This window comes from Tunicatimonas pelagia, from assembly GCF_030506325.1.
Lineage (GTDB): Bacteria > Bacteroidota > Bacteroidia > Cytophagales > Cyclobacteriaceae > Tunicatimonas > Tunicatimonas pelagia.
The window spans coordinates 2,913,944-2,927,908 of record NZ_CP120683.1; the positions used below are offsets into that span (position 1 = coordinate 2,913,944).

General features: G+C 41.3%; 15 protein-coding genes. 2 read left to right on the plus strand and 13 right to left on the minus strand.

The genetic code is table 11. The features are described from left to right. Nucleotides 1-147: 147 nt before the first annotated feature. Entirely contained in the window at nt 148-1,416 is a 1,269-nt protein-coding gene (locus tag P0M28_RS12340; RefSeq protein ID WP_302210210.1) for an MFS transporter, read from the minus strand. Nucleotides 1,417-1,549: 133 nt separating this feature from the next. On the opposite strand from P0M28_RS12340, the gene P0M28_RS12345 reads away from it, so the two are divergent. Further along, nucleotides 1,550-2,032 (plus strand): regulatory protein RecX, encoded by a 483-nt coding sequence (locus P0M28_RS12345; RefSeq protein ID WP_302210211.1) that lies wholly within the window; start codon nt 1,550-1,552, stop codon nt 2,030-2,032. Nucleotides 2,033-2,053: 21 nt separating this feature from the next. Here P0M28_RS12345 and P0M28_RS12350 read toward each other — a convergent pair whose 3' ends face one another. From P0M28_RS12350 to P0M28_RS12400, 11 genes are all read right to left on the minus strand, one after another. Further along, a complete protein-coding gene (locus P0M28_RS12350; RefSeq protein ID WP_302210212.1) occupies nt 2,054-3,667 on the minus strand; it encodes a GAF domain-containing protein in 1,614 nt (537 codons plus the stop codon). Nucleotides 3,668-4,031: 364 nt separating this feature from the next. Next, nucleotides 4,032-4,742, minus strand: a complete 711-nt coding sequence (locus P0M28_RS12355; protein ID WP_302210213.1) for a 2-phosphosulfolactate phosphatase — start codon at nt 4,740-4,742, stop codon at nt 4,032-4,034. Between the two features lie 12 nt (nt 4,743-4,754). Continuing rightward, entirely contained in the window at nt 4,755-5,084 is a 330-nt protein-coding gene (locus P0M28_RS12360) for a pPIWI-associating nuclease domain-containing protein (protein ID WP_302210214.1), read from the minus strand. Beyond that, complete coding sequence (locus P0M28_RS12365; RefSeq protein ID WP_302210215.1) at nt 5,053-5,247, minus strand: hypothetical protein; 195 nt, start codon at nt 5,245-5,247, stop codon at nt 5,053-5,055. The genes P0M28_RS12360 and P0M28_RS12365 overlap by 32 nt, the downstream gene beginning before the upstream one ends. After that, complete coding sequence (locus P0M28_RS12370; RefSeq protein WP_302210216.1) at nt 5,244-5,600, minus strand: RusA family crossover junction endodeoxyribonuclease; 357 nt, start codon at nt 5,598-5,600, stop codon at nt 5,244-5,246. The genes P0M28_RS12365 and P0M28_RS12370 overlap by 4 nt, the downstream gene beginning before the upstream one ends. A 90-nt stretch (nt 5,601-5,690) precedes the next feature. Next, on the minus strand, nt 5,691-6,794 hold the full coding sequence (gene gcvT, locus P0M28_RS12375; RefSeq protein ID WP_302210217.1) for a glycine cleavage system aminomethyltransferase GcvT: 1,104 nt from the start codon (nt 6,792-6,794) through the stop codon (nt 5,691-5,693). 112 nt (nt 6,795-6,906) lie between these two features. Then, nucleotides 6,907-7,662, minus strand: coding sequence for an arylamine N-acetyltransferase family protein (locus P0M28_RS12380; RefSeq protein WP_302210218.1), 756 nt, complete (start codon nt 7,660-7,662; stop codon nt 6,907-6,909). A gap of 6 nt (nt 7,663-7,668) precedes the next feature. Further along, a complete protein-coding gene (gene msrB, locus P0M28_RS12385) occupies nt 7,669-8,133 on the minus strand; it encodes a peptide-methionine (R)-S-oxide reductase MsrB (RefSeq protein WP_302210219.1) in 465 nt (154 codons plus the stop codon). A 45-nt stretch (nt 8,134-8,178) separates the two neighbouring features. Continuing rightward, nucleotides 8,179-8,526 carry a HepT-like ribonuclease domain-containing protein gene (locus P0M28_RS12390; protein ID WP_302210220.1) on the minus strand — a complete coding sequence of 116 codons (348 nt, stop codon included), beginning with the start codon at nt 8,524-8,526 and terminating at the stop codon, nt 8,179-8,181. Further along, complete coding sequence (locus P0M28_RS12395; protein ID WP_302210221.1) at nt 8,519-8,815, minus strand: nucleotidyltransferase family protein; 297 nt, start codon at nt 8,813-8,815, stop codon at nt 8,519-8,521. Before P0M28_RS12395 ends, P0M28_RS12390 begins: the two co-directional genes overlap by 8 nt. 27 nt (nt 8,816-8,842) lie before the next feature. Beyond that, a complete protein-coding gene (locus P0M28_RS12400; protein WP_302210222.1) occupies nt 8,843-11,575 on the minus strand; it encodes a restriction endonuclease in 2,733 nt (910 codons plus the stop codon). A gap of 197 nt (nt 11,576-11,772) precedes the next feature. Here P0M28_RS12400 and P0M28_RS12405 point away from each other — a divergent pair, with 197 nt between their 5' ends. Continuing rightward, a complete protein-coding gene (locus P0M28_RS12405) occupies nt 11,773-13,239 on the plus strand; it encodes an ATP-binding cassette domain-containing protein (RefSeq protein ID WP_302210223.1) in 1,467 nt (488 codons plus the stop codon). Between the two features lie 123 nt (nt 13,240-13,362). Here the strand turns inward: P0M28_RS12405 and P0M28_RS12410 are convergent, their stop codons facing one another. Next, nucleotides 13,363-13,932, minus strand: a complete 570-nt coding sequence (locus P0M28_RS12410; protein ID WP_302210224.1) for a hypothetical protein — start codon at nt 13,930-13,932, stop codon at nt 13,363-13,365. Nucleotides 13,933-13,965 lie beyond the last annotated feature (33 nt).

Consider the following 13,965-nt stretch of genomic DNA (forward strand, 5'->3'; position numbering starts at 1 on the left):
TTAAAATTGTGTTCTATAAATCTATAAAAAAAACGTGGGAAATGCGTATTAGTTATCAAAAATAAAAATTTGTTAGTGATGTTACCGCTCCAGTAAGGAAAATTAAAAATTAGTCTCCTCTTCGTTACATATTTTACTACAAACTACCTACGCCAAGGCCTGTTTTCTATTTTGTTGTAACAACATTAGTGCCGAGAAGGCGGTGAATATGCTGAGAATAAAGTAGGCGAATACTACATTAGAACCTATGCCGAAAAAGTGGGCCGAAAATAGCATGATAAAACAAACCCGCATCAACACATTCAGGATACTGAAAATACTATTAACGCGCCCAATCACCTCGTTCGGAATGTACTTGAACAGAAAGGCCAACCGAATTACGCGGGTTCCGGCATTAGTAAACCCAATTAATAGACTTACACCTAAAAATATACCTACCGACTGGGTAGTAGCACTCAACAATAAAGCCCCGGTAGTAATGGCCATCATCACAGCAATGGTCAATACCGGATGTACTGCTCGAAACAAGCGTCCGACTCCAATACCCGCAGAAAGAGCACCTAGTCCGTAGAGAACTTCGGCCCCGCCGAACACGTGACCGCCTGCTCCTAAATACTGGGAGACATAGAGCGGCATAAGCGCGTGGAGCTGTACCAGCATAATTACGAAAATGCTGTGAGAGAAAAAGCCAAACCGGAAGATAGCGGGGTGCTGGCGCAGATAGCGAAACCCGGAGCGAAGCCGTTTGATAAATGACCCTCGTTCAATTTTATCTTCGAAGCGAGGAATGTAGTGAATCAAACTAATGAGTCCAATTGATAGCAAATAGGTGATGCCATCCATTAGAAAAATCTTGTGCATACTCCACGCTTCAATGGTAAGTGAAAAATGGTAGGTCTGACCTAGCAGAGTCAATTCCGGATGCCAGGATAGTCCTTCTAAAAGCAGGGCGGCAAAGGCTCCTGCCAGTACGTTGGTTGATTGGCCTACAATTTCAATCGCTGAGGTGACTTTAGTATATTCGCCTTCTGAACTAATTTCATGGGCAAAGGCGTATAAGTTAGGATAGTGAAGATAGAACCCGAAAATAGTGGTCGCAAATACCCCAACGATGAGCCAGGTAGACAATTCTCCGGCGAAAAAGCCGTAGCTGGCTACCAACAGTAAGATAGTGGCCTCAGCCGTGTTGGTTAACAGAAAAACATTCTTGCGATTGAAGCGATCAACGATTGTTCCGGCAGTTAACCCCCACAGCAGAGTGACGAAAGTAATAATGCCGTACAGTAAGTTAAACTGCGACGACATGCTTTGCTGGGCAAAATACCAGGGCACCGCTAGCATCGTAATTCCTTGAGCAAAACCCGAGATACCGTTAGCAGTAAAAAGAAGAAAGAGCGTGCGCCGATGAGATCGCAAGAGCAAAAAATTTGAGGGTGACTCTGATGCAAACGTTCTGCCCAAGGTTAGGGTTCTAAATGTTAGAAAGTTAAAAGTTACAAGTTTAAAGAACCTGGAGCTTATCACTTTTAACCCGTAACTGTACGAACAATTGACAAACGATAAAGGAATAACAACGTGGAAGCAGCAGGCTAAGGTAAAAGCAGCAAAGTATTGTGCCTATCAGGAGCGTACTCAGCAAGAAGTGCGTGATAAACTTTACAGCTACGGACTCTATTCCGATGCAGTGGAAGAGGTACTATCTGACTTGATTAGTGAAGGGTTTGTAAACGAAGAACGCTTTGCCCAGGCATTTGCCCGAGGAAAATTTCGCAGTAACAAGTGGGGACGGATTAAAATAGAGATGGGGTTGCGCCAAAAGGGAATATCCGACTACTGTATTCGTAGTGGTTTGCGAGAAATTAGCGAAGCAGATTATACCGATACACTTAAAGCTTTAATTCAAAAAAAGTGGAACTCGCTGGAGGGTGAAGACGCTTACGCCCGTAAGCACAAGACCGCCCGCTTCGTACAGGGAAAAGGCTACGAATCAGAGCTAGTATGGAGGCTGCTGGCAGATTTAGAAAATAGCTAATAGTGCACCATCACCTATCAGTTAAACAGTATGTCCTTCCCCTTCTAGTTCTTGAATTTTTGCCTGCTGTCGCTCAATCACAGCTTCGTACTCCTGTGTTTTTCGCTGCATTTCTTCTTGGGTAGCCTGCAACTCTTCCATATTCTGACGCATTTCTTCCTCCGATGCTTGAAGCTCTTCAGTATTTTCCTTCGATTGATCAAGCAGTTGTTTCGTCTTGATATTAGTTCTCACATTAGCTACTACTGAGGCAATAATTTCGCCAACATCCTCTAAAAACGCTATTTGATAGGGCTGGAAAGAGGTAAAGGTTGCTAATTCTAGTACCCCCAGTACTTCCTCGTTAGAAATTAGGGGCACGATTAATAGTGCATTGGGTGTAGACTCGCCCAATCCGGAAGTAATTGCAACATATTGGTCAGGAATCTTAGTAAGATGCAGTGTCTTTTTCTCCAAATATGTCTGACCTACCAACCCCTGTCCGATCTTCACCACTTTATCAGTATGCTTCTTTTTATCGTAGGCATAGCAGCCAACTAGCTCTAATAATGGTACAATATCTTTGTCTTCCTGCAAAAAAAAGAGCCCGCCCTGGTTGGCATCTACATATTTTACTAAATAGGATAGTAATTCATCAGCCAAAGTTTGTGGGTCTTTCTGATGCTTACGAGTGATTTCAGCTATCTTTGAAGTACCTTCGGTAGTCCATAATCGCTGCTGGTCTTTTTGCTTCACTGCTTTCATCTTCTCCCGCATCTGGATCAAAGCACCCGTTAAATTATTCTTATTGGCTTCCCGGTTGCTATCATTGATACCTTCCCAGGTCACGGAATAGTCGCCCTGTGATATTCTCTTAACGAAGCCGGCCGCAGTCTTAAGATCGTTAATAAGGTGGCCGATAAGGCTACTATCCTTCTCTTTTCGGTGATGCACCTGATTGTCGAATAAATACATCCGGTGGCTTTCAGCAAGCTTATTGAAAAGATTTCGGCGTTCAGCCGCCTGGTTTCTAATCTGGTGAATAGCGTATAGTAAAGTAGGTATTCCGATAAGTAATAGTACAATCTGTAAGATAGCAGCGATATCCAGATAGAAATTATAGCGATTTTTAGCTTCTTCGTACTTAGAATGCTCAAAGGCTAGTACCTGATTGGTGTAATCTCGACAGTTATTCCATACTTCAGTGCCTTGATCCCGACCGTAGAGGTTAAACATACTAGCGTCGTTACCTTGCTTCTTGAAAGCTAAAATCTCGTTCAGAGTGTTATAATAACCATTCATAGATTTTTCTACCTCCGTTATGCCATCAGCATTAGCAAACTGATGTTTTTCTAATAAGGCTCGCAACTTTTCAAAATTCCGCTGCAAGCCAGTGTGTGCAGAGTTGTGGGTTGTAAGGAAATGATCAGCGGGTTTTACTAAGTAGCCTCGTACTGATTTATCCATGTCATTCATATACAAATAGATACTATCCACTCGCTTACTCACTGTTTCTACCTGCTCTTTTGTAGTATAGAAACGCTTACTTTCGTAACGCCCGTAAAAGGTAAACAGCGAGCTTGCACCAATTAGGGCAACAGTGAAAAAGATCGCTACAAGAACACTATGCTCTTGAATGAAAGAACGAAATTTCATTTGAGGAATATTGTAGTCTGATTTACCCTAAATATGCGAACAGGTATTAGGTTAAAAAAACAATATACATCCAGAAGAGTACGATGTAATGTTACTCAGATTTGAGGAGGGCTAGATCGATAATTTTATTCCCCAAGCAACTGCTAAAGCGCACCCCGAAATTTTAGGCGCTTTCCACCAACCCTCATGGCAATTGGAAGGTGATGAAAAGGGGAACAGTACAGGCTAAAAAAGTTAAATATCCGTAGGGAAACAGAAAAAATCTGAGTGGTGGATAGTTGAAAATGGATAATGGAAATTTGTCAACTGTCACTTGCCAAACGCATAACCATGGAAAATCAGCAATCTAACAGTAATTTAGCCATCACGATGATTGAATTACCAAATGCTCGCTCTCCAGAAATGGAACTACGTTATACTCATCTTTCTTCAGGCAGAAGCGCATATCCTCATCCGCCGATAACTTATTAAGTCGCTGGGCGTGTGACGTTTGCGAAATCACTCCGTAAAGGTCGTTTTGGGCGTTCTCGTAGAGTAACTGAGCCGCTAGTGCTGAATCTCCTTTTATTTTGAAATCATTAGTAAGTTGAGCAACCAACGCTCCGGCAAACAGAGTATCTTCCAAGTTCATCTGCCCTTTCCACCCAGCACAAAGCACTAACGTATCTTCATCTAGCTCTTTAACTCGATTGGCTAGAGCACTTAAGTTCAAAAAAGCTCCAATCAGTAACTGCTTTGCTGACTTTGATTTTTCAATAGCCAGTGTTCCGTTGGTGGTGGTCATCGCCAGTGATTTACCTTTCAACTCGCCGTTCATTACATCGTAGGGTGAATTGCCAAAATCGAATCCTTCTACTTTTGCGCCATCTCGCTCCCCCGCCGAAAGGTAGTCTAGACGCTGTAATGCCATGCAACCTTCCACGTAGGCGACCGGCATTAGTCGTTCTAAGCCGTGGGCAAAAGCCGTAATCATTGTCGAGGAGGCCCGTAGCACATCAACCACTACCGCGACTTTTTCTACGATAGAGTGCTGGTGTAATAATTCAGGGGTTAGGCAAACTTCTATTGTTTTCAAGGTTATGGTTTTTTATTCGTAATAAGTAGCTGTGTCTATTAAAAATTTATTCACTTCTTTTATTTCCTGGGATGAATCAAGCGTAATATCAAACTCAACTGGAAAGCTTTCATACATCTCAGCTTGATCATCTGAGGGTTCATATTCTAATTTGACAGACATATTAGCATATCCGATAATTCGCATTCCCTCATTAGAAGTTTCTAGTGTCTGAATTTCAATGTCGTTCACCTCGTCCATATATACTCGCGATGCCAGGTCAGATAATTCATCTGGAAAATTATGGGTGAAATACTCCGTTAACTTCTCTTCAATACCATCTATGAAATATAATGGCTTCAATTAATATAGTTTCATCACCCCTTCTAGCTATCATATCAACACCAGAACCTTTTGTTTGGCTTTCTAAAATCACTTCGTAATCTTCACTTCGGTACTTTTCTGCAATCTCCTCCAGCGCAGTCCGCTCGTAAACTACAGAAAGCTTTTCAGGTGATAGCTTCATAACTTCATCTTGTAATGTTCACTTCTCAAGATCCCAATGTGAATATAAACAAAACTTTTTCCTGTAGATAACAGTTCGTCAAAGTCTTCAGCGATGTTCTCATCTATATCATCTAACGTTAACCCTGTCGCTGTGTTGGGTGATAAAGTAAGTACTCCCGCGTAGCGCAACCTTACTACTTTATCATCATTATAGCATTCACCTATTAATGAATCCCAAATGGGCTTACTAATATTATCGGCATCCGGATCATTACTATCTTTCCTAATCTGTTGAAAATAAATGATAATGCCGTACAAGTCTTCATCAAAGACAGTGGCATCAGGATTGTAGTAATGAAATTGTTCTCGCACTTTATTTTGAAAGCTGTCCTTCCGTTTTCCTTTTGTTTGTTACGATGGCGGTTTCCCTTCTACCACTATGGAATACATTATTTTGCAGTATCAATTGGTAGTTGGGGTAACAAAGGGTGGTTTCATGATTTCAGCTTTGAGGCGACGGTTGCGGACACCTACGTAGATATTGCTACCGGGCTGAGCCTGCGTTTTTTCTACGTACCCTAAACCAATACCTTTTTGCAAAGAGGGTGATTGGGAGCCGGAGGTTACCCGACCAATCTTTTCGTCTTGCTCATTGAACAGCTCGTAGCCCGCCCGAGGGATGCCTCGGTCTACCATGACTAAACCAATAAGTCTATTTTCTCCCCCTGACTCTTTTCTTCCTTGGAGAAAAACGGAGTTGGTAAATTCTTTATTAAACTTGGTCACCCAGCCCAAGCCCGCTTCAATGGGGCAGGTGGCATCATCAATATCGTTACCGTAGAGGCAGTAGCCCATTTCCAATCGCAGTGTATCCCGGGCACCCAAGCCAATCGGTTTGATGTCAAAAGGCTTACCCGCTTCAAAAATAGCGTTCCACAGTTTTTCGGCTTGGTCATTGGTAACGTACAATTCAAACCCGCCTGCTCCGGTGTAGCCGGTGGCGGAGATAATTATATCATCAACCCCACCAATATTTCCCTGCTGGAAAGTGTAAAACTTCATCTCGTCCAGCTTAATGTCGGTAATTTTCTGTAGCGTCTCGGTTGCTTTAGGGCCTTGAACCGCGAAGAGGGAAATACGATCGGAAGCATTTTCCATTTCAACTTGTTCGGTATTGTAGTGCTGAATCCAGTTCCAGTCTTTTTCAATATTGGAGGCGTTCACTACCAGCATGTATTCTGCTTCGCTAAGCCGGTACACCAGTAGGTCATCAATGACTCCCCCATCTTCGTTCGGTAGATAACTGTACTGAGCTTTTCCGTCAAACAGTTTAGTAGCATCGTTGCTGGTCACGCGCTGAACCAAGTCCAGGGCTTTGGGGCCGCGAACAAAAAATTCGCCCATGTGCGATACATCAAACACTCCTACACTTTGGCGAACCGCCAGATGTTCTTCAATATCAGAACTGTAGCGAAGGGGCATTTGGTAGCCGGCAAAGGGTACCATTTTCGCGCCTAGCTTCACATGCGTATCGTGTAAAGCAACCTTTTTGAGATTTTCTTCCATAGTTAGGTGTGAACTACTGTCCGTAGCATTTATTTTGGAACCAAAGGTAAATAGAAACTGGATAAACACCCAAATAACGAACCGGACAAGTACTGAACAGTATTCTTATAGTTTATAACGCTATGCCGAAGTACTTTTTCAGCTTTTGGTCGAAATCCCGATAGTTCTCTACTGGAGTTTCGTTTTTCTTACCATCAATTGTCTCAATAAAATTTTTGTCAGTAAGGGTAATCCGTCCATCGGGAGTCAATAGCGAACAAAGTTTGCCCTGAGTGAAAGGCGATTCGGGAGAAGTCTGGTGATAGCGGCACATACCAGCGAAGTCAGTCAGCAAGTGTGGCTCAGGTTTGAACTTATACATCTTTATGTACTCCTGCTGGTCGGTAGTTCGGCGCAGTAAGGTTTCTACTTCATTCAGTTTCACCAACTGATAGTAAGTGTCATCCTGGTGCTGATGATCCTCCGCACTTAGCCGTAGTGGTTCAGGGAAATTGGTGCCAAAGCCCACATCTACCAACCAAGGTTCTTCCAAATGCACCACAATCGCTACGTGACCAAAGTAGGGAGTAAACTGCTGTTTGGGCTGAAAAAATACACTACAAGTGATAAAGTGAGTCGAAAACCCTAGATTTTTGAGCAGTTCATTGAACAATCCATTCACCTCAAAGCAAAATCCACCTCGCTTGTGCCCAACGATTTTGTCATAGAACCGCTCCACATCAATCCGAATTTCCTGCCGCTGATGAATATCCAGATTCTCAAAAGGCACGTGTAATAAGTGCGCTCGCTGAAGGACTTTTAGCGTAGCCAACGTTGGCTCTCGCGAACCAGAGTAGCCAATACGGTTCAGATAAGCTTCGGTATTCATCGAGTGTTATTCCGATGCAGTAGTTTCCTCTTTTTCTACCAGTTTAATCGATTCAGAATTGATACAGAAACGCAGACCACTGGGCGGTGGGCCATCGGGGAAAACGTGGCCGAGATGACCATCACACACATTGCACATCACCTCTACCCGTACCATGCCGTAAGAAGTATCTTTTTCGTACTTAATTACGTTGTCCTTCACTGGCTCGGCAAAGCTGGGCCAGCCAGTGCCCGAATCAAATTTGAGTGCGGAGTCAAACAGCAGCGTATCGCAGCAGATACAGGCATATTTTCCGGGATCGTGCGCGTGGCAGAGTGCTCCCGAAAAGGCTCGCTCGGTTCCTTTTTGTCGAGTAATATGATATTGTTCGGGAGTTAATTGCTCTCGCCACTCTTCCTCAGTTTTCTCTACCCGTCTGTCCGGCTCAGGACTACCCTGATTAGCATATTTTATAACATCGTTCCAGTTCATAGTTCAATAGTAAATTGCGTTTGAAAGTGTAACAGTTTAGGTATGCTAGGTGTTCTCGCCGGTGAGAATGCTCTCAATTTGGGAGTGCAGTGAAGGAATTTTATTAGTAGCTACATCCCAAACTATTGAGTAGTTAATCCCCATATAATCGTGAATTAGGCGGTCTCGCATACCCGCCATATTTTTCCATTCTATCTTATTCCACTTCAGCTTTATGTCGGCAGGAATCTTCTTCGTAGCTTCTCCTATAATTTCTAAGCTACGTACAACCGCCCGTTTCAGGGTTTCGTCTTCTAAAAAATCGGATATTTGGGTTTCATCAGTAACTACTGACTGTATATAAAGGCACTCATCCCGGATGTGCTTAAGGTAAGCGAGCGAATCTTTAGGCATAGACTACCTCCTCAAGAATTTTCGGACCGATATACGGACTCAAGCCCGATTTGGTGATAATCTCTATCCTTTCATCGGTGAAAAGACGTTCTAAATAATCGCATAACGCCATATAGTTATCAAACTTCTCGTATTCCGGTTTAAAGTCAATTAGCAAATCAATATCACTCTCGAGAGTCTGTTCGTTTCGGGCGTAGGAACCATATAAACCTATATTCTTCACCCCAAAACGCGCTATTTGCTCTTGATGATCTTTAATAGTTTCTAGTATAGTTTCCTTTGTTCTCAAGTAGGTCTTATAGTTACTTATACCAAACTAGATTTTAATCTTCTTTTTTGTGCGAGATTTCTTATCAATAGCTCTTTGTTTACTTACAGTTATCCCAAACGACTGACATAACTGCTGCTTCTTTTTAATAGGTATATCAAATAGATATAAATAGCCGACAATCATACTTCGCAATACTGAGTTAGCTACCTTTTCAATAATACCGCTTGAAGCCACAAAACAAAGCTTAAAAATAAGGTCGTTAGTTACTTCTGTAATATTCTGGCTATTAGGTACCCTATCTTTCAGATGTTTACTTTCAACAATTATTTTTTTAACATGATCGGCTATTGATTTTGCATTATCACTCAGGAAGTTGATATAATAGCTTAGTGTTCTAAGACCCAAAAAGTACGTTTCAGATATTATTGTATATTTTTGCTCACCTGACATTTCCCCCCAATACTTCTTTGATATTTGTCCGAGTATCTCTATAGTTTTGAATGCTAAGGTAATTTTTGCGAAGATATCCAGACTATCAATATCGTCAGACTCCTGTAAATCAGCACTTATTTCTGATGTTTCATCAACTTCCTTCTCCAACCTTTCAACCTCGTCTTTTTCCTCTAACTCTTGTTCTATTACCTCCTTTGCATCGACTAACTTTATTATTTCTTTAGGCAATTCATTAATTAATGTATTTATCCGATCTACATCTCCCTCAATCCTAGCTACTACCTCTTTTTCAAAAATTGATTTAGCATTGTTTAAGAGGCAGTCTACAATATACTTGTCTTTCGATAGATGTGTTAGAAACATTACAATACTTGCGTATTCTTCTACATATATCTTCTTACACATCTCATCAATCTTGTTACGGATAGCCTGGTTGGTGATATTATTAGTTAGATACTTTGCTACGAAAAAATAATATATGAACTTGTGGGTTACGATAATACTGTTCTCTGTAACTGATAATAGTCTCGCCTGACAGAGAGTATTTAGTACCTCATTTTTATCAGTATTGACTTGTAGTGTTTTGTTAAAGTCTTTATGTAGTTCAGAAAACTCAGTTTCGTCTAACATATCTTCGTCTCTAGCAAATAATTCTTCACATAACCTAGTCATGAAGCTATAATAGAGACTGATATCATTCTTATCACTAAGTGACCTTGCTAAAGATTGATTTATCAATAGCTCATAATAAAATCCGTGTAAAGTAGATTCTGTCTTTCTCGAGGTACCTGCTTCAATAGATTGGAGTAGAGTTAGAAGATATATGGGGTTTGAGGGAATATAATTCTTACCGACTATTGTGTTGATATAGCTTACAGCTTCTTTTACCTTCCGTCGTAAATCATTCGTATTTATGATCTCATCTTCACGACCTATAGTATACCACCTCTCTACCAACTTGTATCTAAGCTTATGTCCAAATTCTTGAAGTGAATAGACTTCGAATTCATCGAAAGTACTCGAAGCATCTTTGCCGTTGAAAAGCCATATCTTTAGCTTTAGAAGCTCATTCCCAATCAAAATGACATTAGAATAACTGGCTACTAAGTTTTTCAGAAATTGATTTTGAAGATCATCCCGACTTTTGCTAGTCTTATGAAAATCATCTATTATCAGAAGTATTGATTCTTTACTTAAAGTAGAGTAGTCTTGTATGTTATCGTATTGTTTGGAATAAGCCTCTTTTACAGACCGTGTAATGTAATCGCTTCTAACATTTTTTATGTCTTTGCAATTAACGTAAATAGGTATACGGTTATCGTAGTAACATCTTTTAAATAGATGTTTACTTAAAGCTGTTTTCCCACTAGAATCTTCGCCCGTAAATAACAACCTGACATTATTATTAGACTTTAATTTACTGTCAAGTAGGCTCGATAAATTTTTGTATTTGGCTTCACCTACATCTTCTTCTTTTTCAGTAATCCTCTTTAAATCTGGGGATATGTAGATATCATCAAGTTTTATTTCTTTTACTTTTGGATGAGCGAAGTTTGCCCCAGGATTATCTAAGTATTTTTCAAATTCTTTACTGATCTCTATATTCGGTGTTCCTGGCGATATTGTTAACTGCTGACCAACACCATAATACTTTTTTTCCAGATCCTGCAATTCTACAATAGCGTGAACAATTGCCTTTTTTCTTGTCAACCTCCTGTCATTCTTCTTGTCTGCTATTTCCTCTACTTCGCTGTCTTTTAACTCTTTTAGAGATTTTGCATCATAGATGTAGTAGTACTTATTTACAGCATCAGGTGAGGTGATTATCACATAATATATTCCGAAATATGTATAGGCGAGTATCTTTTTATATAGGTTTTCATGTTTTGGAAGTAGCGAGTCTCCTATGTGCTGTACTTTTTCAGCATTGATTAAAAATTCTATAATTCTATCAGAACCTATAAATGATAATTTTTTATACTTCTCATCTCCCTGCATTTCTGCTACCAAACCTGCTGCCTGATGATCTAATTCTTCTGTATGAATAAAGTATCCAAAATCTGCCTCCTTATGAAATACATTGAAATGGAAGTTTTTTATCTCGGTAGATTTGGGCTTTTGCTTTGCCTTACATTCTACCAATAGCTTCTCCTTTCTGACAGTATGATTAGCCAATAGGTCAATCTCTAAGCCAGTGAAGTTTACGTTCTGTTGTATTGTATATCCTTGGGTAGATAGTATATCTCGCATCAACCCTTCGAATATGCTTCCATTTTTAGATTTACGTATTTCGGGATATAGAATAATCTTTACTTCAGACCGCATATTTTTCTTTATAAACTCGTAGTTATTTAATGTTATTAAAGTTCTTTAAATACTCTATAACTTAGTGAGTTACTTTCTCTCTTAACAATGCATACCATAATGACTGTTCCTGCTATTCCAAAGTAAACAAAATTGTCAATTGTAACGGCACAATCTGGCTTAGAACACTACTTTTGTATCTATTCCAACAATACAATATGCCAAAACCACTAATAAAAGCCACTCAAATAGAAGTTAAGATTAGATCAAAGGTTGTACTTCGAAATGTAAGCTTTACAATCAGTGAAGGGGAAGCCTGGGCAGTTACTGGCCCATCCGGTAGCGGTAAAACTACCTTAGCGAACGTGATTCGGCAGCGCCAACCACTTTCTTCTGGAAAGCTAACTAGTCATTTATCGCCAACGGAACGAGTAGTGATGGTAGAACAGCAACATACGTATCGAAACCAAACAGATAATTCCTCTACCTACTACCAAGCGCGGTTTGATAGCATGGACTCGGTAGACTTTCCTTCGGTGGAAGAGGAATTGTGGATAAGTGTTACTATGCCTAAGAATGAAGAGATTGATAGAGTACTGCAACTGTTGCAGATCAGTCATTTACGGTACTCCCGCCTGATTCAACTTTCTAACGGAGAAAATAAGCGGTTTCAGTTGGCAAAAGCTTTGCTGCAACAACCTAAGGTGCTGATTCTGGACAGTCCCTTCATTGGTTTAGATCAGCAAGCTCGGAAGGTTCTGCACAGAATTATCAACCAGCTAATATCAGAACAAATCACCATTGTGCTGATTACCACTCCCAGCGAAATTCCCAACCGTATCATGTATGTGCTGGAACTACAAGAAAATCATTCCGCCCAAACGTATTCCCGCGCTTCATTTTTAGCCCAGCAACCTAAGCAGATAACTTCAGTAGCGACTGAAACGGGAATTCATCGGCAGTTACTAGCAAGGCTATCAACCGAAGCGGATACGTCTTTTGAGGTAGCAATCCGAATGCACAATGTGAGCATACGCTACGGGGGCAAAACCATACTGGACGGGGTGAACTGGCAGGTAAATCGGGGCGATAAGTGGGCGCTTTCCGGCCCGAATGGAGCTGGGAAATCCACGCTGTTGAGCTTAATCAACGGAGACAATCCTCAGGCCTACGCCAACCAGATTTATCTCTTCGACCGAAAGAAGGGTTCTGGTGAAAGCATCTGGGATATCAAACGGCGAATTGGCTATGTCTCGCCCGAGCTTCATCTCTACTTCAATCGTCGCCTTTCCTGTTTTGAAGCCGTAGCCTCGGGGCTTACCGATACGCTGATTAGCGATAAGAATATTTCTACCGAACAAAAGGCGACGGTAGCGCAGTGGCTGAATGTATTTGGCTTGCCTTCTCAGCAAGATAATCCGCTGATGGCGTTGCCACTCAGTGAGCAGCGACTGGTACTATTGGCGCGGGCATTGGTTAAAAACCCTCCGGTGCTGCTGCTCGACGAACCTTGTCAAGGATTGGATACTCAACAAACGCAAAAATTCAACGCAATAGTAGACACTATCTGCCAGCACTTTGATAAAACGCTGATCTACGTTTCTCACTACGAACAAGACATTCCCACCTGCGTGAACCAGCGATTGTTTTTAGAAAAAGGAAAGGCTAGCGTGATTTTGGATTAGGCTTAGAACGCTTTGAGTACTGCTATGATATGGCAACTGGTGTTAGGCGTTTAACCTATTCACATTTCAACTCATCTTACAGTAAACGAGTTACTTTTTAGTCAGTGCTTTATTTGAAAGGAACTACTCTAACCCGTCAATCGCATTTTCAATACCATCCATCTTTCGCTCGGAGTAGGCTCCCGAAGTTGCGTATATGATTTTTCCGGTTTGGTCGAGTAGAAAGAAATAGGGAACGTCTTTTTTCTCAAAATCTAGGGCTTGTTTATAAGGCTTGAGTTTGCCTTGGTAGAACAGAATGTAGGGCAGTAGGCGACTGTCTAGGTTCTTGGCTGCTTTACGTTTAGCGGTGCCGGCGGCAGCGGCCTTTACCCCGGTAAACATCGGAATCAGATACACATCAATATCGTAGGTGAAACTAGCGAACAGCCCACCGCTACCCGGGTTCACCTTTTGCGAAATAAACGTGTTGTACACCGGACTCATCCATGAGTTCAAATCCTTTTCAGACTTTTTAGAGTAGGCTAAACCCACCAAAGTAATCCGGCCTTTCGTATCCTCCGGTAAGTTAATCACCTTATCATCTACCGTTTCGGCTTGCATCTTAGGGAAGGGCTGATTAATGACTGACGAGATCGGGTGACCCGCCGCACAGCATAAAATAATCGCTAGAAAAGATACCCACTGTCTCATAACACTTTTGTTTAGTCTTCTTCTTCAATCACA

Coding starts and splice junctions, on each gene's coding strand:
- P0M28_RS12350 (WP_302210212.1), bottom strand. CDS start 3,667: ATGAAATTTCGTTCTTTCATTCAAGAGCATAGTGTTCTTGTAGCGATC.
- P0M28_RS12365 (WP_302210215.1), bottom strand. CDS start 5,247: ATGAAGCTATCACCTGAAAAGCTTTCTGTAGTTTACGAGCGGACTGCG.
- gcvT (WP_302210217.1), bottom strand. CDS start 6,794: ATGGAAGAAAATCTCAAAAAGGTTGCTTTACACGATACGCATGTGAAG.
- P0M28_RS12380 (WP_302210218.1), bottom strand. CDS start 7,662: ATGAATACCGAAGCTTATCTGAACCGTATTGGCTACTCTGGTTCGCGA.
- msrB (WP_302210219.1), bottom strand. CDS start 8,133: ATGAACTGGAACGATGTTATAAAATATGCTAATCAGGGTAGTCCTGAG.
- P0M28_RS12390 (WP_302210220.1), bottom strand. CDS start 8,526: ATGCCTAAAGATTCGCTCGCTTACCTTAAGCACATCCGGGATGAGTGC.
- P0M28_RS12400 (WP_302210222.1), bottom strand. CDS start 11,575: ATGCGGTCTGAAGTAAAGATTATTCTATATCCCGAAATACGTAAATCT.
- P0M28_RS12405 (WP_302210223.1), top strand. CDS start 11,773: ATGCCAAAACCACTAATAAAAGCCACTCAAATAGAAGTTAAGATTAGA.
- P0M28_RS12410 (WP_302210224.1), bottom strand. CDS start 13,932: ATGAGACAGTGGGTATCTTTTCTAGCGATTATTTTATGCTGTGCGGCG.